This window comes from Salinarchaeum sp. Harcht-Bsk1, assembly GCF_000403645.1.
Lineage (GTDB): Archaea > Halobacteriota > Halobacteria > Halobacteriales > Salinarchaeaceae > Salinarchaeum.
This window is the reverse complement of record NC_021313.1, coordinates 536,992-560,343: the sequence shown is the minus strand read 5'-3', so window position 1 is coordinate 560,343 and position 23,352 is coordinate 536,992. Positions and strand designations below refer to the sequence as shown.

General features: G+C 66.9%; 20 protein-coding genes. 9 read left to right on the top strand and 11 right to left on the bottom strand.

Annotated features, from left to right (window positions below; translation table 11 throughout):
* Positions 1–44: 44 nt before the first annotated feature.
* A complete protein-coding gene (locus tag L593_RS02680) occupies positions 45–467 on the top strand; it encodes a hypothetical protein (RefSeq protein ID WP_144060687.1) in 423 nt (140 codons plus the stop codon).
* Positions 468–483: 16 nt separating this feature from the next.
* Complete coding sequence (locus tag L593_RS02675) at positions 484–681, top strand: helix-turn-helix transcriptional regulator (RefSeq protein ID WP_020445379.1); 198 nt, start codon at positions 484–486, stop codon at positions 679–681.
* A 72-nt stretch (positions 682–753) separates the two neighbouring features.
* Here L593_RS02675 and L593_RS02670 read toward each other — a convergent pair whose 3' ends face one another.
* The gene (locus tag L593_RS02670; protein ID WP_020445378.1) at positions 754–1,482 is read right to left on the bottom strand and encodes an HAD family hydrolase; all 729 of its coding nucleotides are present in this window, start codon (positions 1,480–1,482) and stop codon (positions 754–756) included.
* Positions 1,483–1,618: 136 nt separating this feature from the next.
* Here L593_RS02670 and mce point away from each other — a divergent pair, with 136 nt between their 5' ends.
* Positions 1,619–2,002, top strand: a complete 384-nt coding sequence (gene mce, locus L593_RS02665) for a methylmalonyl-CoA epimerase (protein WP_020445377.1) — start codon at positions 1,619–1,621, stop codon at positions 2,000–2,002.
* Between the two features lie 145 nt (positions 2,003–2,147).
* The gene (locus L593_RS02660) at positions 2,148–3,659 is read left to right on the top strand and encodes a globin-coupled sensor protein (protein ID WP_020445376.1); all 1,512 of its coding nucleotides are present in this window, start codon (positions 2,148–2,150) and stop codon (positions 3,657–3,659) included.
* Between the two features lie 211 nt (positions 3,660–3,870).
* Here L593_RS02660 and L593_RS02655 read toward each other — a convergent pair whose 3' ends face one another.
* Positions 3,871–4,314 (bottom strand): chemotaxis protein CheW, encoded by a 444-nt coding sequence (locus tag L593_RS02655; RefSeq protein ID WP_201764636.1) that lies wholly within the window; start codon positions 4,312–4,314, stop codon positions 3,871–3,873.
* 272 nt (positions 4,315–4,586) lie between these two features.
* Here L593_RS02655 and L593_RS02650 point away from each other — a divergent pair, with 272 nt between their 5' ends.
* Positions 4,587–5,624 (top strand): chemotaxis protein CheB, encoded by a 1,038-nt coding sequence (locus L593_RS02650; protein WP_081638630.1) that lies wholly within the window; start codon positions 4,587–4,589, stop codon positions 5,622–5,624.
* Between the two features lie 154 nt (positions 5,625–5,778).
* Positions 5,779–8,523, top strand: a complete 2,745-nt coding sequence (locus tag L593_RS02645; protein ID WP_020445373.1) for a chemotaxis protein CheA — start codon at positions 5,779–5,781, stop codon at positions 8,521–8,523.
* Positions 8,524–8,562: 39 nt separating this feature from the next.
* On the opposite strand, the gene L593_RS02640 is transcribed toward L593_RS02645, so the two are convergent.
* On the bottom strand, positions 8,563–9,195 hold the full coding sequence (locus L593_RS02640) for an FAD-dependent oxidoreductase (protein ID WP_020445372.1): 633 nt from the start codon (positions 9,193–9,195) through the stop codon (positions 8,563–8,565).
* Positions 9,196–9,505: 310 nt separating this feature from the next.
* Here L593_RS02640 and L593_RS02635 point away from each other — a divergent pair, with 310 nt between their 5' ends.
* The 3 genes from L593_RS02635 to L593_RS02625 all read left to right on the top strand — a co-directional run bounded on the left by L593_RS02635 (position 9,506) and on the right by L593_RS02625 (position 12,528).
* On the top strand, positions 9,506–11,263 hold the full coding sequence (locus L593_RS02635; RefSeq protein ID WP_020445371.1) for a 2-oxoacid:acceptor oxidoreductase subunit alpha: 1,758 nt from the start codon (positions 9,506–9,508) through the stop codon (positions 11,261–11,263).
* Complete coding sequence (locus tag L593_RS02630; RefSeq protein ID WP_020445370.1) at positions 11,260–12,123, top strand: 2-oxoacid:ferredoxin oxidoreductase subunit beta; 864 nt, start codon at positions 11,260–11,262, stop codon at positions 12,121–12,123. Before L593_RS02635 ends, L593_RS02630 begins: the two co-directional genes overlap by 4 nt.
* Before the next feature lie 204 nt (positions 12,124–12,327).
* Positions 12,328–12,528: a hypothetical protein gene (locus L593_RS02625; protein ID WP_020445369.1), complete on the top strand. Its 201-nt coding sequence runs from the start codon at positions 12,328–12,330 to the stop codon at positions 12,526–12,528.
* 60 nt (positions 12,529–12,588) lie between these two features.
* Here the strand turns inward: L593_RS02625 and L593_RS02620 are convergent, their stop codons facing one another.
* The 8 genes from L593_RS02620 to L593_RS02585 form a co-directional block, all read right to left on the bottom strand.
* Entirely contained in the window at positions 12,589–13,023 is a 435-nt protein-coding gene (locus tag L593_RS02620; RefSeq protein WP_020445368.1) for a plastocyanin/azurin family copper-binding protein, read from the bottom strand.
* 203 nt (positions 13,024–13,226) lie between these two features.
* Positions 13,227–13,637 carry a Fe-S cluster assembly sulfur transfer protein SufU gene (sufU, locus tag L593_RS02615; RefSeq protein ID WP_020445367.1) on the bottom strand — a complete coding sequence of 137 codons (411 nt, stop codon included), beginning with the start codon at positions 13,635–13,637 and terminating at the stop codon, positions 13,227–13,229.
* Between the two features lie 164 nt (positions 13,638–13,801).
* Entirely contained in the window at positions 13,802–13,969 is a 168-nt protein-coding gene (locus L593_RS02610) for a DUF1931 family protein (RefSeq protein WP_020445366.1), read from the bottom strand.
* Between the two features lie 112 nt (positions 13,970–14,081).
* A complete protein-coding gene (gene folP / locus L593_RS02605; protein WP_020445365.1) occupies positions 14,082–16,607 on the bottom strand; it encodes a dihydropteroate synthase in 2,526 nt (841 codons plus the stop codon).
* Positions 16,608–16,730: 123 nt separating this feature from the next.
* The gene (locus L593_RS02600; RefSeq protein WP_020445364.1) at positions 16,731–18,014 is read right to left on the bottom strand and encodes a hypothetical protein; all 1,284 of its coding nucleotides are present in this window, start codon (positions 18,012–18,014) and stop codon (positions 16,731–16,733) included.
* A 126-nt stretch (positions 18,015–18,140) separates the two neighbouring features.
* Positions 18,141–19,757 (bottom strand): bifunctional phosphoribosylaminoimidazolecarboxamide formyltransferase/IMP cyclohydrolase, encoded by a 1,617-nt coding sequence (gene purH, locus L593_RS02595; protein WP_020445363.1) that lies wholly within the window; start codon positions 19,755–19,757, stop codon positions 18,141–18,143.
* Between the two features lie 155 nt (positions 19,758–19,912).
* Entirely contained in the window at positions 19,913–20,656 is a 744-nt protein-coding gene (locus tag L593_RS02590; protein WP_020445362.1) for a TrmB family transcriptional regulator, read from the bottom strand.
* A gap of 66 nt (positions 20,657–20,722) precedes the next feature.
* Positions 20,723–23,317 carry an RND family transporter gene (locus L593_RS02585; RefSeq protein WP_201764635.1) on the bottom strand — a complete coding sequence of 865 codons (2,595 nt, stop codon included), beginning with the start codon at positions 23,315–23,317 and terminating at the stop codon, positions 20,723–20,725.
* Positions 23,318–23,352: the final 35 nt, after the last annotated feature.

Sequence of the window (23,352 nt, the reverse complement as noted above, 5' to 3'; positions counted from 1 at the left end):
ACGGGAATCGGTATCGTCCGCGAAGATTCGGGGAGGTGCCCGCCGTGATTGACCGGCCCGAGACCCCGGTCGGACGCCGGCGCCAGCGCTGGAGAGTGGCGATCTACGGCAGTTTCACCGTCGGTATCGTGGCACTGCTCGCCGGCGTCGGAATCGGGTTCGACCTCGTCGGCGCGATCGGCTACTTCCTCGGCGTGACCGTGGGCGGGGCCCTCTGTGTGTACGCCTGCGTCCTCGGATCGGTCACCATCTCTGACGAACGGTTCGCGGCCATCGAGCGTCGCGCCAGCCACTACACGCTGCTGGGACTGGCCTATGCGGGGCTCGCCACCTTCCCGGCACTCTTCGTCCTCGAAGCCGCCGGTCGTTTCGCGTTCAGTGAGGCGCTCGAGACGCTCCTGTTCGCGTTTTCGGCCCTGTTCCTCGTCTGGGGTGCGGTCTACACGGCGCTCAGGATTCGCTCATGACGGGGGTGATCCAGCGATGAAGAACGACCTCCGTGCACGGCGGGAGGCCGAGGACCTGAGCCAGGAGGAGCTAGCGGTGGCGGTCGACGTCACGCGGCAGACGATCAACGCCATCGAGCGCGAGCGATACGATCCGTCGCTGGAACTCGCGTTTTCCCTCGCCGATTACTTCGGGTGTTCCATCGAGGACGTCTTCGAACCCGATGAGGCGTAGCCTGCTACCGCGTCACCGGGTCCGCTCAGCGCTCGACGGCGAGTTCGTCCGCTCGATGCCGAGTTCGTCCGCTCAGTGCTCGATGCCGAGTTCGTCTGCGAGTGCATCGACGCCGGAGAGCACCACGTCCGGTCGAGGCTCGATCTCGGGGTGATCGGGGTCGAGGCGCTCCGCCGCCTGGACGTCGGCCGGGAGATCGTGCTCGGCCGGCGTCCAGACGCTCTGCAGTCCGGCCGCCGTCGCGCCCGCCACGTCGCTTTCGAGCGAGTTGCCGACGTGGACCGTTCGATCGGCCCGGACCCCCAGTTCCACCAGCGCGTGCTCGAACGGTTCGGCGGACGGTTTCGGCGCCGCGTCCTCGCCAGCGAAGACGGTCACGTCGAACGCGTCGGAGAGGCCGACGCCCTCGAGTTTGGCACCCTGCATCGAGGCGTCGCCATTGGTGACGAGTGCGATCGGATAGCGCTCGCCGAGTCGCCGAACCACCTCGGGGACCCCGGACCGAGGTTGGACGTTCGACTGGTCTCTCGCCGCAGCGTACTCCCGGGCGACCTCGCGGCCCAGTGCTGGATCTCGGCCCTGGTCCGCGGCGATCGCTTCGAAGCAGTGGGTCCGCAGGGCGTCGGCGTCGTCGAAGTCCTCGAGGAATCGGTCGAAGTAGGTCCGGTACGTCGGGCCGTCGAAGAACGGTTCGACCGCCGCTCGCTCGAAGGACAGTGCCAACAGGTCCTCGACGGTGCGTTCGTAGACGCAGAGCGTGTCGTCGAGGTCGAAACAGATCGCGTCGACGTCGAGGGGCACGGGCGGCGATGCGACGGCCGCGAGGAAAAGCGCTCCGGGTCCCTGCGTCGCGGTACCAGGGCTGGTAGTTGGGCGATGTCCGAGCGAACGCTCCTCCACCGCAAATCACTCGGCACGTCCGCCCGATCCCACCACCATGGAGTTTCACCACGCCGGAATCGCGGCCGAGGACGGCGCCGCCACGGCGGCGCTCTTTGCCGACCTCTTCGACACGGAGGTCGTCCACGAGGAGTCGCTCGACGACCTCGACGTCGTCTTCCTCGAGGTCGGCGACGGCCTCCTCGAGATTCTCGAACCGACGGCCGACGGGACCGTCGCTCGGTTCGTCGACCGGGAGGGGCCGGGGATCCACCACCTCGCGTTCGCGACCGACGACCTTCCGGGTGCGATCGAACACGCCCGCTCGCTCGGCATCGAACCGATCGACGAGGAGCCGCGGCCGGGTGCCGCGGGCCACGACGTGGCGTTTCTCCATCCCCGCGACACGGCAGGTGTACTGGTTGAGTTCGTTAGCGAGTGAACTGAAGTCGGAGCAAGTATCCCGGCAATCGAGGATACTGGCCCCGAACGTGATCGGTTATTAAATTCTAAGCCCGGTTTCTATTTATCTCGTTGATAACGCCGCCAGTGTCCTTATTACGTGATTGCCGTTGTGGGTTGATAGCATGTCGACGGATTCCGGCTTCAAGATCACGGACGACGACCGCAAGGCGGTCGACGGCACTCGACTGAGCGACGACATCGGCATCGACGAGCAGGAGATCCGGTGGCGAAAGGAGTTCACGCGCTTCGATTCGTCCGACGTCGACGCCCTCGAGGGCATGAGCGACACCTTCGATCGGATCGCCGAGGACCTCGTAGACGAGTTTTACGAACACCTCCAGGCGAACAACGACGCCATCGCGATCCTCGAGAGTTCGAGCAAGCCGGTCGAGGCGCTCAAACGCAGCCAGGAACAGTATCTGGTGGATCTCGGCTCCGGCGGGTACGACCAGTCGTACTTCGATCGCCGTGCCCGTATCGGCAAGATTCACGACATGCTGGACCTCGGGCCGAAGTTCTACCTCGGCGCGTACTCCATCTACTACGAGGGCGTGCTCGATGCGATCGGCTCCGACGTTATCGAGTCCGTTCGTGACGGCTCACTCGATGGAGTCGACGACGACGGGTCTGCCGACGAGGACGCGGTTCAGGCCGCAGTCGACGAAGTCACCGAGCGGTCGCTCTCGGTGCTGAAACTCCTGCTCCTCGACCAGCAGGTCGCAATGGACACTTACATTCACTCCTACAGCCAGCAGGTCGAGGAGGAACTCGACCGCCAGCGTCGCGTGGGCCAGGAGGTCGAGGACTCCGCACGGGAACTGGAGCAGGCGTCGACCGACGTCGCCGAGTCCGCCGACGAGATCACAGACGCGGCCGAGGACCAGGTCTCCCGGTGTACCGAGGTCTCCGAGGAGGTATCGGCGCTCGGCGCCACCGTCGAGGAGATCGCGGCGACGGCTGATCAGGTCGAGGCCGAGGCCAGCGAGGCGAAGGAGTACGCCGAGGCGGGCCAGCGCTCGGCGGACGACGCCATAGAGCAGATGGAGGTCGTCGACGACGCAGCGGACGACGTCACGGAGGACTTCGAGTCACTCAGCGAACGACTTGCCGAGATCGACGACGTGGTCGACGTCATCCACCAGATCAGCGAAGAGACACACCTGCTCGCGCTGAACGCGTCGATCGAGGCCGCTCGCGCCGGGGGCGAAGCCGCCGGATTCGCCGTCGTGGCCGAGGAGGTCAAACAGCTCGCCGAGGACGCCCAGGAACAGGCCGACGAAATCGAGCAGCTCGTCGAGACGATCCAGACCCACCGCGAGCGTGCCCTCGAGAGCCTCGACGAGACGAACGAGGCGCTCGTGGGTGGCATCGATGCCGTCCAAGACGTCGACGAACAGCTCGATAGCATCGTCCAGTCGGTGGGCGAGGCTGCGGACGGGATCACGGAGGTCGCAGTGGCGACGGACGAACAGGCCGCGAGTACAGAGGAGGTGGCCACTATGGTCGACGAGCTCGCCGACGGTGCACACGACGTCGCGGACGAGATCGAAGACGTCGCCGCAGCTACAGAGGAGCAGACCGCGACCATCTCGGAGGTCCGGACAACTGCGTCGGAACTGACCGGGTCCGAGTGACTCCACGATCTCCCGCGGAGCCGACCCACCCCGCAGTGTCTCCAATGATAGGGAATTGCCACCATCGTGGCACCGATGTCCGTTCGACGTCCGACGTGCTCGGAACAGCACCTGCACGGTACCGAACGGAATTCGACGTCGAGTTGCTGCAGACTGGAGGGCGAGACCGACGGCGAGACGTTCGAAACTCCCTCCGGATCGGCAGCCGGTCTCAGCCGTTGATCTCGGCGGGATCGAGGAGCACCTTGAACTCCTCGTCTTTCACGATGCCACGCACGGCCTCGCGATCGCGGGTGACCGACGTGTCGACGTCGTCGTCCGGAATTGTCCGGACCTCCTCGACCTCGTCGACGACCCACCCCACGTCCCCCTGGTCGCCGTCCTCCCCCGCGAAGACGATGACGCGCTTTCGAGGCCCGTCCTCGTCGACGTCGAGGACGACCCGCGGATCGACGATGGTGGTCGTCTGTCCGCGGAGGTCCATGACGCCCTCCACGTGTGCGTCTGCGTTGGGGATCGAGGTGAGTTCGTCCATGTGGACGAGTTCGGAAACCCGATCGATTTCGACGCAGTACCGCTCCGTTCCCAGGCGGAACTGGACGACCTGTGTCGCGTCCTCCTGGACCGTTCCGGTCATCGAGTGTAAGTCTGTCATCGTGACTGGAGCCCTCCGTGTACGATGTGAACGAGGATACCGGCTCCCAAATACCATGTGGCCAATTGGCAGTATTCGGCCCGCTGCCAGCCAGGGACGGATCGAAGTGCAGTCCGGGCGCCTGCGACCCGCCCTGACCGCTACTGCGGTCGGCGGTCCGGCGTCTCCGAGGACGGCGGTCTCCAGCCCTGGACGTTCGACAACGACGCCTCGCTGTACTGCGATTTCGACGATGGTGGCGCGGTGGATGCGTACCTACGACGAAGATCATCATGTCAGGCAGAACTACGATCGTGGCGGACGGATCACAGACGACCCGGATGGCACTGGCGACCGTGCTCGAGGACGAAGGGTTCTCCGTAGCGGCGACGCCACGGACCCTCTCGGCCACGATCGAGGCAGTCCGGATGCACGACCCAACCGTTGCCGTCGTGGCTGCGGGGCTTCCGGGCGCGGACCACCCGGTGGACCGGCTCGCAGGGACGACGGACGTCCCGATCGTGTCCATAGCGCGTGGCTCGCCGGCACCGCGGGGTGCGACGGCGGTCGTTCGGACCGAGGGCGACGGGGTTCTCGGGGTGACCGACGGCACGAGCGCGGTCGTCGAGGCCGCCACGCGCGTCGCCGTCGAAGCGTCCGAACCACGGTGGGCGGACGTCACGGCGGGTCCCGGGACCGATCGGTTCGAGCCGGTTCCAGTTGGCAATCGGCGGCTTCCTCCTGCACCGACGCTCGTCGTCGGCGCTTCGACAGGCGGGCCGTCGCTGGTCCAGCGGCTGCTGGCCGAACTCCCGCCGGAGGCCGGCTTCCGGGTCGTCGTCGTACAGCACATGCGGGACGGCTTCGAGGAGCGCTTCGCGAAGCGACTCGACGCCTGCAGCCAGTACGCGGTGCGTACGAGCGAGGAGGCGACGGCGCTGGATCCGGGAATGGCAATCGTCGCAGCGTCCGGATCTCACGTCCGAATCGTGGACGACGCCGACGATACGATCACGCTCGAGGTCGCCGCGGAACCACCGATGCACGGCGTCAGACCAGCGATCGATCCAGCCTTTTCATCTGCTGCCCGGGTCGTCGCTCCCCACCGTCTGAGCGCCGTGCTGTTGACCGGCATGGGTGCAGACGGGGTGGAAGGAATTCGTGCGGTCGGGAAGGCCGGCGGTCTCACCGTCGCACAGGATCCGGAGGAGGCGACCGTGGACAGCATGCCGGGCGGCGCGATCGCGACCGGCGCGGTGGACGCGGTGGCGACCGTGGACGAGATCGTCGAGTCCGTGCTGGACGGTCTGGACCGTTCCGGCGGAGACTGATCGCCACGGCATTCACGGCCCCGTCGCTCCGGGACGATCGCGTTCTCGGATCCCCGCCCACGGTCTCTCCGGCGCACGCGGATCCCCGGAGCGCGATCGCACGCTGCCGGTCGCGGTCGAGAACGGACCCCATCAGTGACCACACTCAAGAACGATGACCGAGAGTACACGACTTCAGCTGTTCGCTGACGAGAGCAGAGAGAAACTCACCGAGCTGAACAACGCCTTGCTGACGCTCGAGGAGAACGCGTCGGACACGGAGGCGCTCAACCAGAGCTTCCGCAGCGCACACACGATCAAGGGTAACTCCCTGGCGATGGGGTACGAGTCGGTCGGTGACCTCTCCCACGCCGTCGAGGACCTCCTGGACGAGATGCGCGACGACGAGGTTCCGGTGACGCCCGAGACCATCGACCTCGCGTTCGACGGACTCGACGCCCTGGAGGACGCGATCGGGGAGATCGCAGCCGACGGCGAGGTACAGACCGATCTCCAACCCGCGATCGAACGGGTCAGGACCGGTCTGGAGGCTCACCTTGACACCCCTCCGGCGGCGGCAAACGGCGGAACGTCGCCCGACAGCGCCGAACCGGCGGAGTCGCCCGCCGCCGACGTGATCGAAGTCACGATCGACGACCCGACCTTGCCCGGTGCCGACGCGCTCCTCGTCCTTCAGGCCATGGAGGCCCACGGCACGATCGAGGAGACGGATCCGCCCCGACAGGCGCTGGAGGATGGAGAGTACGACGGCGGATTCCTCGCGACCGTACGAGGAGCCGATTTCGAGGCCCTTCGCGAGGCCGTGGCCGCCGAGGGTTCCGTCACGAACGTGGCGCTCGTCGATAGCTCGGAAGCTCCCGGGGACTCGGCCGACGATACGACGTCGAATTCGGCCGGTGAGGGCAAACCTGACTCTGGCGGAGAAGGCGTACCTGCCTCTGCCGACGAAGACGTGCCGGACTCGAATGGCAACGGCGCACCGAACTCGGCCGCCGGAGCCCAGACGGTCTCGGCCGCCGGAGCCCAGACGGTCTCGGCCGACGGAGCGACGGCGGGTTCGGCCGACGGAGCTGGGACGGCTCCGGCCGATGGATCTGTCGGCAGTTCGTCCGACCAAGCTGTATCGGAGTCTACTGGCGAAGCGACGGCGGAGTCGACCGGCGACGCGGATCGAACGGAGGCCGAGCCCGCTCGAGCGGGGACGAGCGACGAGAGCGGTTCGGCTGCCACCCGCGAGTCGGACCGCGGTCTCGTCGGGACCGTGCGCTCACTGCTCCGGTCGCTGGATCCCAGGTCGGGTTCCGGGACCGGATCCGGCGGAGCCTCCACCACGGCCGGGGCCGATACCGGCGGAGCCGACGTCGATGCTCCCCTGCAAGCGGCGGGGGTGGAAAGCAGCGCTGCACGTTCCTCAGCAGTCGCCGAATCGGATCCGGCCGATTCCGACGGCACCGCGGCGGAACCCGCGACTGAAGCCGATCACGAGAGCGATCGCGCGGAATCGTCTGGCGCGGCCACGGACGAAGCGGATCTCAGCGCGTCCGAGACCGACGGCAGTGAACGTTCGTCGGGGGCCAAAACTACGACCTCGGCGACGGAGAAGGTCAACGACGAACCCACTACCGACGAATCCCGCAGCGCGGAATCCGCCCCAAGCGACTCCTCCACTGGCGGATCTTCCTCCGACGGTACCTCCATCGACGATTCTCCGTCAGATGACGACACGACGACATCGGCTGGCGAGGAGACGAGCGACGTCGACGTGGGCTCGGTCAGAGTCGACGTCGACCGGCTCGACGACCTCTACGGCATCGTCGAGCAGCTGTTCACCACGCGGATTCGTCTCCGCAGGATCGTCGAGGCGGCGGGCGTCGACGAGGCCGCAGACCAGCTCGACGCCCTCGACAAGAACACGGACCAGCTCCAGGACCTGGTGATGGACATGCGCCTGGTGCCGCTCTCGCGGGTCGTCGACCGATTCCCGCGCACTGTCAGGGACCTCGCCCGGGACTCCGGGAAAGAGATCGACCTCGAGATCACCGGAGAAGACGTCGAGGTCGATCGGGTCGTCCTCGACGAGATCAGCGACCCACTCCTCCACCTCGTGCGTAACGCGGTCGATCACGGGATCGAGCCGCCCGACGAACGGGCTGACGCCGACAAACCACGCGAGGGCACGGTCTCGATCCGTGCTCGCCGGGAACGCGATCAGGTCGTGGTCGTCGTCGAGGACGACGGCGGTGGGCTCGATCCGGCCACGCTCCGCGACCGAGCGGTGTCCGAGGGGATCGCGGATCGCGATACCATCGATGCGATGGACGACGACGAGGTCCAGGACCTGATCTTCCATCCAGGGTTCAGCACCGCGGAGGACGTGAGCGAGGTCAGCGGGCGTGGCGTCGGCATGGACGTCGTCCGGCAGCGGGTGCGAGCCCTCGATGGGTCCGTCGAACTCGAGAGCGAGCAAGGAGAGGGAACGACCGTCACGCTCCGCCTCCCCGTCACGGTGGCGATCGTCGAAGTCCTGTTCGTCGACGTCGGGGAGGCGACCTACGGAATCCCGATCAAGGAGATCGACCGCATCTCGCGGTTCGAGGGCGTCCAGGAGGTCAACGGTCGTCGATCGATCGAGTACCAGGACGACGTCTACCCCGTGGTCGCCCTCGACGACGTGTTCGACGAGACCCCGACTCGCGAGGGCGAGGATCGACGGCTCGTCAGGATCCGGCCGAGCCGCAAGCGGATCGCACTCGTCTGCGACGCGGTCCACAACCACGAGGAAGTGGTCGTCAAGCCACTCAGCGGTCCGCTCGCGAACACGCCCGGGCTCAGCGGGACGACCGTGCTCGGCGACGGAAACGTGGTCCCGATCGTCGACGTGCAGAGCCTCGGCGGGTAACCGCGTGGCAGTGCCTTGTAGGGGCTCGACTGCCCCGACTTAGCCGAAACTCTCGACGAGCGCGTCGTCGGGATCGACGCCTGCCGCTTCCAGGGCATCGAGCGATAGCTCGCAGAACTCCTTGAAGCCGAAGACGTAGACCTGGCCGACGTCGGCGACGTCGGCGACGGCGGCCGTGAAGGAATCCTCGTCGTTCGCGACGGTCACCGAGGCACCGGCGTTCGAGAGCGTCGAGAGTCTGGTCTCGTGGGCTGGCGTGCCGTCGAGGTAGACGATCGCAGCGTCGTGATCTGCCGAACGTGCCCGCTCGCCGATGCCGACCGCGGGGCCGACGCCCGGGCCGCCCGCGAGCACGACCACGTCCCCGTCGCCTTCGTACGTCACGGTGCCGAACGGCCCCTCGACCGAGAGGGTATCGCCGGGCTCTCGCTCGGCGAGCCAGGGCGTCAGGTCGCCGTCCGGATCGATGCCGACGGTGATCTCGAAGGTGTCGTCGACCGTCGGCGAGGAGAGCGTGTAGTGTCGGGCCAGCTCCTCGCCATCCACCGTCGCGCGGACGAGCACGAACTCGCCCGGATCGGCGTCGAAGCCGTCGGGCGTCGCGAGCGTCATCGCGATCGTGTCCGGACCGACCTCGGCCACGTCGCGAACCGTCACCTGCGTCGCATTCATGGCTACTGGTTGGTGTGAGGGCGTTTTGAGGGTTGGCTTCCGTGGTGCGCGATCCGACCGCGACGGTTCTCCGTCGTCCGCACGACTCGATGTCTTCCTCACGCCCGAATAGTTAGTGTCCGTTTACCTGCGCGTCGACTGGACGTACGGACGCAATCACGCCGCGATCGGTGGTTCTCTGCCAACAGTTTCGGTGCTCGCTGGACGCCCGAACGGGGACTCGGATCGGAGTGATATTTCGAGGCAGATCCGGCCGTGCAGGCCCCGTTCAGAAGCCTTTTCTCGCGGCGTTAGCAAGATTTGCGCACAAATGGCCGAGGACCTGAACTGGGCGATCGGTGGCGAGGCCGGCGACGGCATCGACTCCACCGGGAAGATCTTTGCCCAGGCGCAGTCGCGGGCCGGCCGGCACGTGTTCACCTCCAAGGACTTCGCGTCGCGGATCCGTGGCGGCTACACCGCCTACAAGATCCGTTCCTCGACGGAACGAGTCCAGAGCGTGGTGGACCGGCTGGACGTGCTCGTCGCCCTGACACAGCGGACGATCGACGAGAATCTGGACGAACTCCACGACCGCAGCGTCGTGGTCTACGACGGCGAGCGCTCCTGGGAGGCCGAGATTCCCGGCGAGATCGACGCCGTCGACGTACCCCTCAAGTCCCTCGCAGAGGAAGCGGGCGGCGCGATCATGCGCAACGTCGTCGCGCTCGGCGCCGTCTGCGCGATCGTGGACTTCCCCGTCGAGAAACTCGACGAGGCCCTGGAGAAGCGCTTCGGCGGCAAGGGCGAGAAGATCGTCGAGAACAACAAGCAAGCCGCGCGACTGGGCGCGGAGTACGTCGAGGAGAACTACGACGGGTTCGACTACTCGCTGGAGACGACGGACAACGACTACGTCCTCCTCAACGGCGACGAGGCGATCGGCATGGGCGCCATCGCCGCCGGTTGCCGGTTCTACGCTGGCTACCCGATCACGCCCGCGACGGACGTGATGGAGTACCTGACCGGGCGGATCGACCGCTTCGGCGGCCACGTCGTGCAGGCGGAGGACGAACTCTCCGCGATCAACATGGCCCTCGGTGCGGCACGCGCCGGCGCTCGGTCGATGACGGCGACCTCCGGGCCCGGCATCGACCTGATGACCGAAACCTTCGGCCTCGTCGCCACGAGCGAGACGCCGCTGGTCATCTGCGACGTCATGCGCGCCGGCCCCTCGACCGGGATGCCGACCAAGCAGGAGCAGGGCGACCTCAACATGCTCCTCTACGGTGGCCACGGCGAGATCCCGCGGTTCGTCGTCGCCCCGACGACGATCGCGGAGTGTTTCCACAAGACCGTCGAGGCGTTCAACCTGGCGGAGAAGTACCAGACGCCTGTCTACCTGGTGTCGGACCTCGCACTCGCGGTCACCGAACAGACGTTCGCGCCCGAGGAGTTCGACATGGACGCCGTCGAGATCGATCGGGGCAACGTCGTCGACGAGGACTCCATCGACGAGTACCTCGACGAACAGGGCCGCTTCCAGCCCCACTACGACGCCGCCGACGGCGTCAGCCCGCGGGCCTTCCCCGGCACGACCGCCGGCGCCCACATGTCCACCGGCCTCGAGCACGACGAACTCGGGCGCCGGACCGAGGACACCGAAGAGCGCATCGATCAGGTCGAGAAGCGCCAGCGGAAGGTCGAGACCGCCCAGAACGAGGAGGACTGGTCGCCACGCGAGTTCGGCGACCCCGACGCCGACACCCTGGTGCTCTCCTGGGGCTCCAACGAGGGCGCCATCGTCGAGGCGATGGACCACCTGGAGACCGAAGAGAACCTGTCGGTCCGGTTCCTCTCGGTCCCCTACATGTTCCCGCGACCCGACCTCTCCGACGCCATCGAGGCCGCCGAGGAGACCGTCGTGGTCGAGTGTAACGCCAACGGGCAGTTCGCGGACGTCGTCGAGCACGACGTGCTGACTCGCGTCGAGCGGGTCACGAAGTTCGACGGCGTGCGCTTCGACGCGGACGAACTGGCCGACGCGATCCGCGACGTGGCGGCAGACGCAGACGAGGTGACAGCATGAGCTCAGACGTCCGCTTTACCGACTTCAAATCCGACAAGCAGCCCACCTGGTGTCCCGGCTGTGGGGACTTCGGGACGATGAACGGCATGATGAAGGCGCTGGCGAACACGGGCAACGACCCCGACAACACGTTCGTCGTCGCCGGCATCGGCTGTTCGGGCAAGATCGGCACGTACATGCACAGCTACGCGCTCCACGGGGTCCACGGCCGGGCACTGCCCGTGGGGAGCGGCGTCAAGATTGCCAACCCCGACCTCGAGGTCATGGTCGCGGGCGGCGACGGCGACGGCTACTCCATCGGTGCGGGCCACTTCGTCCACGCCGTCCGCCGGAACGTCGACATGACCTACGTCGTCATGGACAACCGCATCTACGGTCTGACGAAGGGCCAGGCGTCCCCGACCTCCCGCGAGGACTTCGAGACGTCGACCTCGCCCGAGGGCCCGAAGCAGCCCCCGGTGAACCCCCTCGCGCTCGCCCACGCCGCGGGCGCGACGTTCATCGCGCAGTCGTTCTCCTCGGACGCCCAGCGTCACACGGAGATCGTCCAGCAGGCCATCGAACACGACGGCTTCGGCTTCGTCAACGTGTTCTCGCCCTGCGTAACCTTCAACGACGTCGACACCTACGACTACTTCCGCGACTCGCTCGTCGACCTCGCCGAGACCGACCACGACCCGACCGACGAGCAGGAGGCGAAGGAAGTCATCATGGACGGCGAGACCGAGCACATGGGCGTCATTTACCAGGACGAGGAGTCGGTGCCGTTCAGCGAACTCCACGGCCTCGACTCGAACATGGCCGAGATTCCCGACGGTGCGCCCGAGGACGCGATGGATCTCGTTCGAGAGTTCTACTGAACCTTTTTCGATCGGACGGTCGCGCAGAGCGCGACCGTCCGATCCAAAAACGATCATGAAAAAGCCGCGCCAGCCGCCGCACCGCTCCGCGGCTGCATCCGCACCGCACAGCTCCACGGCGACAGCTCCGTCGAACGGCGTCGCGCAGTCCCAGCGTCTGCAACACTGCGCCTGCGATTTATGCGTCTATCTCGTAGGCAGCCTATGTCCGAACCGACCAGCGAGGAGGGGTTCTTCTCGTTCGGTATCGCCAACTGGATCACGATCGGATTCGTCGTACTGGGAGTCGCGAGCTGGCTACTCGCACGGTCCATTACTGACAGTGCAGTCGTCCTATACGGAGCACTGATCGGCGTCGGTGTGATCGCGCCGACCCTGGTCAACGAGTGGCGTTCGGAATCCTGAGGCGGCACCCTCGATCGATCTCCAGTCACCGAACAGGTGGAGTCGTCGCCCGGATCGACGCTACTCCTCGACCGTGATGGTGCCCGTCATCCCCGAGCCCTCGTGCGGAATGCAGAAGTACTCGTACGAGCCTGCGATGTCGACGGTGTGTTCGAAGCTTCCGTCGGCTTCGATCGGTGCGTCGCCACCTCGGAATCCGTCCCTCGCGGCCGTTTCTGACTCGTAACCGCCGGAAGCGAAGTACGTCGCACCCGAGGGAATGCGATCCTCGTAGGCCGTGACCGTGTGGGCCACGGTGCCGCCGTTCTCCCAGGTGACAGTCGTGCCAGTCGAGACCGTCAGATTGCCGGGCTCGAAGGTGAGTGAGTCCGTCATCTCGACTGTGTTGCCGCCGCCCCCGCCGCCGTCGTCGCCGGAGCAACCGGCGAGGCCTGCGCCGAGTGCAACGGCGCCCGTCGTTCCGAATTTGCCCAGCACGTTCCGTCGCGTTCGCATGTCTCGTGTCATTGTCGGAGCTCCGTCGGTCGGTGGTTGCGAAACCGCCTGGTCAGCCGACCACGTTCGATTCGATTCGTCGATTCCTGTGAACAAAAAGCTACGCCGAACGCGGGGCGATCCCGCACTCGCACCGTTTTCCCGCGCTCGCTTCGCTCACGCGGCAACAATCTGCACCAAAAAACCGCGCCAGCGAGTCTTCTCTACTCGGTCGTCGTCCGATCCACGTCCTTCTCGCCCTCGTAGATCTCGTAGCCGTCCTGGGCGACCTTCTCCGCGAGCACGGCGCACTTCACGCGCATCGGCGAGATGTCGACGCCGAGCATGTCGATGACGTCGTCGCGGTCCATTTCGACGAGTTCCTCGACGCTCGCCCCGGTGAGTCTCTCGGAGAGCATCGACGCCGAGGCCTGGCTGATCGCACAACCGTCGCCGCGGAACGCGATCTGCTCGATCGTATCGTCTTCGAGCAGAACGTCGACGGTGATCTCGTCGCCACACATCGGGTTCTCGCCGACGTGTGAGTAGGTGGGCTCCTCGATCTCCCCGTAGTTCCGGGGATTCTTGTAGTGATCGAGGATCTGCTGTCGATACATGTCCGATCCCATGCCCATTGTTGGAAATCGATAGGCAGCAGCGGTGGAAAAGGGTTCCGCACCGTGTGAGTACGCGCCACGGTTGCGGCGGTTCGGGTCCTGCTCTGTGCTCTCACCGACGGCGTCGTGCATCGACGGCGCAGCCGCTGGCCGTCGGGCAGGAAGCGAAGAAGGTCCCCGATCTACAGGTCGCGGGGCTGGACGGTCTTCCGGTCGTTGGCCTCTGCGCGTGCGGCGGCCTCCTCGAGGAGCTCCTCGACTTCGGCGTCGAGCTCGTCGTAGAAGTCCGAGGCGACGTTCTTGTCATCGAGCGCTTCCTTCACGGCGGCTTTGACAATCAGATCTGCCATACGAATTGGCGTTTTCCGCTCTCCCCTATAAGGATTCCTGAATGGGGCGGGCTCGACGGCCGTCAGACGGGTGCTCGGGCGCCAGAATGGCCGAAATCCACCAAATTCCAGGTCACTCGTCGCCGGCCGACCGAGCGGCTTCCGTCGTGCGCACCGCGGCGACGTTCTCGGCGACGTCGTGGACCCGGACGATGTCGGCACCGCGGTCGGTCGCCAGGGCTGTCGCTGCGATCGTGGGCTCCAGCCGCTCGCCATGGTCGTAGCCCGCGGCGGCGAACAGCGACTTGTGGGAGTGGCCGACCATGATCGGACACTGGAGCGCTCGAAGCTCGGGGAGTCGATCCAGCAACTCGAAGCTCTCGTCGGCGGACTTTCCGAAGCCCAGTCCAGGATCGACGACGATCTGCTCACGGTCGAGACCCGCCTGCTGGGCGAGCAGCACCCGCTCGTGCAGCGATTCGACGACGTCACGGACCACGTCGTCGTATTCGACGTCGCGATCGGGATCGACCGGTGCGTCGATGCTGTGCATCACGACCAGTGGCGCGTCGTGATCGGCTGCCACGAACCGCATCGCCGGATCTTCGAGCCCCGAGACGTCGTTGACGATATCGGCGCCAGCGTCGAGCGCCGCCCTCGCCACGTCCGCCTTTCTGGTGTCGATGGAGATCATCGCGTCGAGGTCCGCGATCTCCTCGATCACTGGGACGACGCGTGCGATCTCCTCCTCGATCGGCACCGGGTCGGCGCCGGGCCGTGTCGACTCGCCGCCGACGTCGACGATGTCCGCCCCATCGGCGACCTGCTGCCTGGCCCGTTCGGCCGCCTGCTCCACGCGATTGTACTCGCCGCCGTCGTGGAAGCTGTCTGGCGTGACGTTGCAGATGCCCATGACGGCCGTGCCCTCCTGCCAGGGGTAGGTCGGCTCGTGTTCGGGCACCTCGATCCCGAGCTGTCGGCGGAGTTCGTCGCCGATCCGCGGCAGCCCGTAGGGCTGGTCCTCGAGGGCCTCGCCGAGGCGCCGGAACTGTGAGAGGGTCCCGAGGAGGACGACCCGGAGCAACTCGCCGTCGTGGTCGATCGCCGAAACCGCACACTCGCCCCCGAGCGCGAGCAACTCCTGCTTGACGAACTCGGCCTGCCTGCGCTGGAGCCGCGTCTCGACGACGCGGTGGACGGCCTTGCCGCGCATCCGCCAGATACCGGCGTCGGTGACCCCGGCTCGCTCGAGCGTCGTCTTCGCCTCGCCGAGGGTGTCGACCTGCTTGGGCGTCTGGAGACGGGTCCACCGGCTGCGCGCCTCCGCGACCGTGAACAGCGAGCCGGTGACGAGGACGCAGTCGTCGAGATCCGCACCCTCGATGACGTTCTCGACCGCGCCCTGCACCGAGCCGCCCACCTCGACGCGGTCCGCGCCGGCGTCCTCGAAGACGCCAGCGAGGACCGCGGGATCCTCGGCCCGATCGAGGTCCGGTCGACAGGTCACGACGCGGTCGCAGTGGGGTAGGGCCGCGGCCATCTCGCCCTGCGGTTTGTCGTGCATGATCCCGGCGGCGAGGTGCAGTTCGTCGTAGTCGAACTCCGCGAGTACCTCCGCGAGGCGTTCGCACGCGCCCGCGTTGTGTGCGCCGTCGAGGACGACCAGCGGGTCCTGGGAGAGCACCTCGAAGCGCCCCGGCCAGTGGGCCTGCCGGAGCCCGCGAGCGAGGTCCTCGGACGCCAGGGCGATCCCCGCTTCGTTACAGACCTGCCGGGCGAGCACCGCCGCGACGCCAGCGTTCTCGGCCTGGTGAGCGCCGAGGACCGGCAGCCGCGTCTCGACCGACCACTCCTGGCCGTCGACGGTTCCCTCGAGTTCGACCGTGGCCTCGGTGTGGTTGGCTCGGCCGCCGTACCGTGCGAGCACGTCCGGCCAGTCGGTGGATTGGTCGCTCGGCTGCTCGTCGTCGCTCGATGCGGGATCGTCCTCGGCCGACTGGTCGGACGCGAGCCCGACCGTCACGAGGTCGCCGACGTCGGCTTCGAGCGTCGCGAGCGCCGCGCCTTCCGCAGCCGTCACGAGCGGTCGATCTGTCGGCGCGACGTGGGCCTTGTCGTGGGCGATCTCTTCGACCGTGTCGCCCAGCAGCCCCGTGTGTTCGAGGCTGACGGTCGTCACCGCACTCGCGATCGGATCGACGACACTGGTCGCGTCCAGTTTGCCGCCGATACCGACCTCGAGGATCGCGACGTCGACGTCCTCCTGGGCGAAGTGCCAGAGCGCCATCGCGGTCGTCGCCTCGAAGAAGGTCGGCGAGGCGCCCTCGACGCCGCGGTCGACGATGTACTCTCGCGTCCGCTCGACGAAGCGACTGACTGCCCCCTCCGGGATCTTCCGTCCGTCCACGCGGATTCGCTCTCGGAGGTCCTCGAGATGGGGCGAGGTGAACAGGCCGACCGAGAGGCCAGCCTCACGCAACACGCGCTCGGTCATCCGCGCGGTCGATCCCTTGCCGTTCGAGCCCGCTACCTGGACGAAGTCGACGGATTCGTGCGGGTCGTCCAGCTCCGCCAGCAGGTCCGCGGTGGATTCGGTCCCCTTCTTGGGGCCGAATCGCCGGAGGCCAAAGAGGAAGTTCGAGGCCTCGGGGTAGTCCATACGAACGGTCACTCTCGCGTCTCGCTTTATCCTGTCGGAACCCCAGAGTCCGACGCTCCGGGAGGACCTCGATCGACTCCCGGTCCGATCGACTTCTCGCCACGATCGTTGAGGGATCCCCTTTCAGATTATCTGCAACACCGTCGCTGCGAGCAGTGCGACCCACAGGATCACGCCGGTCGTCACGAGCCCGTTGATCCGGTGCTCGCGAGTGGCCCGCGACGCCGCCCCAGCCGCGATCAGTCCGAGCGCTAGGATGACTGCGAGCCGCTGGAACAGGGTCGGGATCGCGATCATCTCTACCCTCAGGTACATGTAGTCGGCGACGACGCCGATCGCGAGGCCGCTCGAGGCCCCGAGGGCTGCATCCATCCGACGCTCGATACCGGTGGCGAGGGAATAGGACGCAAGCGGAAGCCCGAGTGTCAGTATCGGATAGAGCAGCGCCGCGATCTGATGCATCGTGAGGAAGGCCGCGTGGCGCTCGAGTGCGATTCCACCGAAGCGCACGCCGAGTACGATGGCGACGTTCGTGACCACGAGCAACCCGAGACGCATGGAGAGCCGTTCTCGAACTGCATGGAGTCGCCGCCGATCGACGGGCGTGAGGGTACGCTGCATGTGCCGATCGACGTCGATGGTTAGTCCACCGATCAGCGAAAAGCCGACCAACAACACGACCATCGACGCCCACCCGTCCGAGTCGGAGCTGTCGTCGTTGGCGACGTAGCTACGCCAGAGTTCGTCGACTCGGGGATCGCCGAAGAAGGCGCTCTCGACGCGATCCTGCGTCGAATCGCTGCCGTGGACCTCGTGGCGGAGCGTGAACCAGTCGAAGTGTTCGCTGTGCGCCTGCATCGCCACCCACGGCTCGTCCTCCCTCGGCGACTCGTAGAGACGGATGTGGTGGCGGTGGCCGTAGTACGTCCCGTCCTGTAGCTGCGCGGATTCGTCGATCCACCGGCCACCGTCTGCGCTCCCGTCGTCGACGTAGGCGTATCTCGTCGCACCCTCCGTCGACTCCCAGTCGATCGCGAGATTCTCCCCGGCCGTGCCATTCAGTGGGCCGTCCGTCCTCGAACCGGGCGGCCCGGGCCCCTCGGCTTCCTCCTCGGGTGGGAGGTCCTCGAAGTCGGTGGCATCGCCACTCTTGAGGATCTCCAATACGGTGCTGGGCTCGCCACGGACGACGACGTTGACGGGACTGGTGCGCCGAAAGCCCCGTTCCGAACTGAGGTAGGGCCAGACGCCGCTCTCGTACCCGTCGAAGCTCACGCGACGCTCCCGCACCTCCTCGTTTAGCGGTTCCGAGGGGGCAGGTGCGGGCGGGGCGAGCGCTGCTAGCAGCAGAATCGTCACGGCTGCGACGCCGAGCGCGGCGCCGGCGATCGTCAGCTGGCGACGCATCGGTCCGTGGTTGGTGACAGTGCGTGTTAGTGTTGCCGGCATCGCCATCCCGAATTCGCCGGAGAACGGCAGCGGCTAGACCGACGTCCAGGGATACCGGACCCTCTCGCGTCTCGGATGGCTCGCTCAGTCGTGTCGGAACGCCCGGCTGCCGGTGAACACCATCGCGACGTCGTGCTCGTCTGCGGCAGCGATCACGTCGTCGTCGTTGACGGAGCCACCGGGCTGGACGATCGCCTCGATGCCGGCTTCGGCGGCCGCCTCGACGGCGTCCGGGAAGGGGAAGAACGCGTCCGAGGCCATCACGGCGCCCTCAGCGGACTTGCCCTCGGCGTCGTTCTCGGCCTTCATCTTCGCGATCTCGACCGCGTCGACCCGGGAGACCTGCCCGGCCCCCACGCCGACGGTCTCGGTGCCCGTGGCGAACAGGATGGCGTTGGACTTCACGTGCTTGATCGTCTGCCACGCGAACTGCATCGACTCGATCTGCTCGTCGGTCGGTTCGGCCTCGGTGACGACCTCGAGGTCCTCGGCCGTCGGCGCCTGCGTGTCCCGCTCCTGGACCAGCCGACCACCAGCCAGCCGCTTCTCGGTGAACTGCTCGGTCGGCGCATCGAGGCTCCCGACGTCGAGGACGCGCAGGTTGTCCTTCTCGAAGAGTTCGTCGAGGGCGTCGTCGGTGTAGCCCGGCGCGACGACGACCTCCTTGAACGAGTCGGTGATCTCCGCGGCGGTCTCGGCGTCACACTCGCGGTTCAGCGCGACGATCCCGCCGAAGGCGCTCTTGGCGTCCGTCGAGAGCGCGTCGCGGTAGGCGTCCGCGAGCGTGTCCGCGACGGCGGCGCCCGCGGGGTTCGTGTGCTTGATCACGGCGGCCGCGGGCTCGTCGAACTCCTTGACGAGGCCGAGCGCCGCGTCCGCGTCGTTGTAGTTGTTGTACGAGCAGGCCTTTGCGCCCTCGTTGAGTTGGGGTGCGCCGACGACCGTCGCTTCCTCGCAGGTGTAGTCGGCGTAGAGCGCGGCGTCCTGGTGGGGGTTCTCGCCGTAGCGGAGGTCCGCGGCGCGGTCGCCGGTCGCGAGGAAGCGAAGTGGAAGCTGCTCGTCGGTGTTCCCGGGCGTCGAAACGGTCCCGGCCTCCCGATCGACCTCGACGCGGTCTTCGGCGAACCACTTGACTGCGCGGGGGTAAGCGGCGAACTCGCCCTCGTAGAGGACCCGCTCCTTGAGGTCGTCTTCTTCGTCGCCCTCGTAGACCGGGACTGGTTCCTGCGTGACGATCGGGCCGGCGTCGACGAGTTCCTCCACGACTTCGTCGTCCTCGTCGGTCGCGTCCGTGACGACGTGGACGGTGCAGCCAGTGAGGTCGACGCCGGCGTCCAGGGCGTCGCTCCAGGCGTCCATTCCGGGGAAGGACGGGAGGAGCGCGGGGTGGACGTTGAGCGTCGTCGGCTGTGCGTCGAGGAACGTGTCGGTGAGGATCCGCATGTAGCCGTCGAGACAGACGAGGTCGTAGTCGTGGTCGGCGAGGACGTCGTTGATCCGCTCCTCGTGGGACGACCGGCTCTCGCCCGCCTCGCGCTCGACGACAGCCGTCGGGATTCCGCGGTCGGCGGCCTTCTCGAGGATCGGCGCGTCGGCGTCGTTGCTCACCACGACGCCCAGTTCCGCACCGCCCGGTGATCGTTCGTGTACGTTGATCAGGTTGCGCCCCCGATTGCTCGCGAGGCCCGCAATGCGCGTCATGTCTGAGAAACTGCCGTGTCGGTGCAAAGGAATTGCGATCCGCTGACTGTCCGGCCGCACTCACGCCGCAGATTCGGTCGGTGACCGGGTGCTGGGAGGCAGCGACGAATTGCGGCAGGGCTGACAGCGTGCCTCGGTGGCAGGGTCCGATCGAGTCAGACCTCGGCGTGGGAGCCGAAGTGGGTGTCGATCAGGCGGATGAGCCACTCCGCGAAGTCCGTCTCGGAGCTCCAGAAGGCGGTCTCCTCGCCGTCGGGGCGGACGACCGAGAGTAACACCGTGCGATCGTCGACGACGACCAGGCGACCGCGCGGATCTCCGTTCTGATCGAACTCGTCGGGGAGTTCGACGGTCTCGACGCCGGTTCCCTCGAACGCCTCGAGCACGGACCGATCCGCGCTCAGGATCGTCACGTCCGCTCGCTCAGAGGCGTCGAGGAGTGCGGCGACGGTGGGTTCGTCCAGGAGTGCCGCCTCCGTACCGAAGCTCACGGACGACTCGGCGTCGTCGAGGAACGATTCGACCCGCGCGTCGATCTTTTGCCGACCCCTGACCGTCCAGATCGCCTCCTGTCGCTCCTCGCCACCGGCGAAGTTCCCTTCGAGTTCTGCGAGCGCGTCGAAGGCCTGCTCTTGCTCGCGCTCGAAGTCCCGGCGGAGCTGTTCGCGAGCCTCCTCGAGGGAGACGGCGCGGTAGCGCTTGGGCGAGGCGTGCTCGACGTCGACGAGTCCGCGCTCTTCGAGGTCCTCCGCGGCACCGTAGACCTGCGAACGCGGGACGTCCGCCAGTTCGTCGATTTCGCTGGCAGTCGCGCTGTCGACCTGCTGGAGGGCGACGAACACCTCCGCCTCGTACTTCGAGAGGCCGAGCCGCTGGAGCGCCGTGATCGGGTCGGTCATCGTTCACCTGCCCGACGGGGTCGCGGCGCGGCCGCGTCCTGTGCGACTTCGGGAATCACGATGCGATCACTCGTCGGCCGGTGCTGCCGTGTTCCCGCTCGGTGCGGCGTCCCGCTCCAGGGTCTCCGAGGGCCCGAGGTACCGGGTCCAGAGCACCAGGAAGCTCGGGAGCACGAACACGCTCCCGAGGAACGCGTAGGCGATGGTGAGTCCGGTGATGATCCCGAACTGCTGGAGCGCTGGGAGGATCGCGAACGCCAGCACGCCGAAGCCGCCGATCGTCGTCCCGGCGCTGCCCAGCAACGCGCCGCCGGTCCCCGTCACTGCACGGTGCATCGCCGTCCAGGCGTCCTGCCCGCGGTCGATCTCGAGCTGGTATCGCTCGCTAATGTGGATGTTGTAGGCCACGCCGAGGCCGATGGTGAGGCTCGTGATCGTCCCCGTGATGACGTTGAACGGGACGCCGAGCAGGTACATCGACCCGAGGATCCAGGTGACCGTCAGGAGGATCGGGAGCAACGTGACTGCACCGAGCAGCGCGCTCCCGTGCACGAACCGGTAGGCGAGCATCAGGAACGCGAACACGGCGATGAACGTCACGATCAAGGTCTGGATCACCGTGCTGAACAGCTCCTGCTCGATGACGTCGAAGACCACGATCTGCCCGGTTGCGGTCGCGGTCGCTGGCGATCCCTCGAAGGTGTCTGCGAGGTCCCGGGTGTCCGAGGCGGTCGTCGAGGTCGTTTCCTCGCCGCTCACCGTGAACGTCATCCGGGCTGCAGCGTACTCGCCGTCCTCGGTCAATTGGAGCGTACCGGCGGCCTCGCCGGGTGCCGCAGCGTAGTAAGCGTCGTAGAGCTGCCGCAGGTTGCGCTCGGGGACGCCGTCGCCGTCGGTGTCGGCGGCAGTGAAACTCGCGTTGAACTGCTCGTTGGCGTCGGCGAGTGCCTGCATGCCGGTCAGTGGGCTCTCGACAGCCGCCCGCCCGTTGGGCAGGGTCACCAGCGAGTCTCGCTGTGCGGCGTCCTCCTGGACGGCGGCCATCCGTTCCAGCGTCGCTGGGTCGGTCACGTCACCGCGTATGAGTATCTCCGTCTGCTGGTCGCGGCTGAACCGCTCGTCGACGAAGTCCAGTTGCTGTTTGATCTGGTACTCCCCGGGCGCGAACGGCTCGGGCAGCGAGTCCATCCAGCCCGGCGGATCGTCGGCGAGGAAGTCCTCCTGCTGGAAGGAGGTGTCGACCTGCGTGGCGCCGTAGACGCCACCCACGGTCAACAGGAGGGCGAACGCGACGACCGCCCAGGGCGTGCGTCGTGCGAGGGTCTTGCCGCCGGCGAGGACCTCGGAGAACCGGCCGCCGCCGGTGCCGAAGGCCTGCTTGCGTCGGTCCCAGCCACGTCCCTCGAGGAATTCGTCGATCTCGACCTTCAACGCCGGGACGAAGGTTCCGTAGATCAGGAGGGTCGAAGCGATCCCGAACGCGCTCGCGAGCCCGAAGTCCTGAATCGGCGGCAGCGGGCTCACGAGGTTCGAGAGGAAGCCGATCATCGCGGTGATCGTCACCCACAGGAGCGCCGCGCCGAGTCCCATGAGCACGACCTCCATGGCGCCCCGGGTGTCGGTCGCGGTGTCGGGGCCCGCCTCGTCGGGATCGTTCCGTTGCTCCCGGTGACGCATGAACACGTGGATCGCGTAGTCGATGGAGAGCCCGACCAGCAACACGGGCACCGCGATCATGATCTGGTTGAAGGTGATCCCGGTCCAGCCCATGAAGCCGAACGTCCAGATCAACACGAGGAAGATACCCGAGACGCCCAGCAGGATGTCCAGCAGGTCGCGGTAGGCGATCGTCAGCACCAGGACGACGAACAACAGCGCCAGCGGAAGCACGATCGCCATGCTGTCGCTCATCGAGCGGTTGATCTCGTCGTTGACGATTCCGGAGCCGAACGTGAACGCGTTGTCCCCGTACCGGTCGTCGACGATCTCGTCCATCCGGAGCTGGGAATCGGTGATGTTCTCCGGCGTCTGTCCTTCCGGACCCGTATCAGCCGTCGTACGCTGGGTCACGAACATGGCGCGGGCGTCGGCGCTGGTCGATCCCGCCTCGAAGTCACGGGGGACGAACGCGAACGCGGCGCTCTGGCCGCCGTTCTCGCCGAGCAGCCCGGCGAGCATAGCGTCGATCTCCTCCTCGTTCATCGACGCGAGTGCCTGGCGTTGTTCCTCGAGTGTGGCGTCGACGCCGCCCGGGCCCACGGTCTGGTTGCGCTGCTGGGCGATGGCGGTCTGGGCGACGACGTTCGACAGCCCGCGGAACGACTGGTCCGCGAGCGTCGACCTGATCTCCTCGTCCTCGAGAAGTTCTTGCTGGAGTTCGATCTCCCGGACGAGGGATTCCTTTGTCAAGACGTCGCCACCGTCCTCGCGGAAGATGATCTGGACGTTGGTGGTGTTCTCGTCCGCCGCGGTGAAGTTCGCGTCGACGTAGTCCTGTGCCTGCTCGGCGTCCGAGCCGAAGCTGAACTGGTTCAGGTCGGATTCCTGGCTGACCTGACCCATTCCGCCGGCCATGACCACCGTGAGCAGTAGGATCCCGACGATGAGCCACTTGCTGTGCCGGGAGACGAGTTTGGTGAAGCGTTCGACCCTGTCCATCATCCGATCCTCCCGCCGGCAGTGGTGACCGACATGTT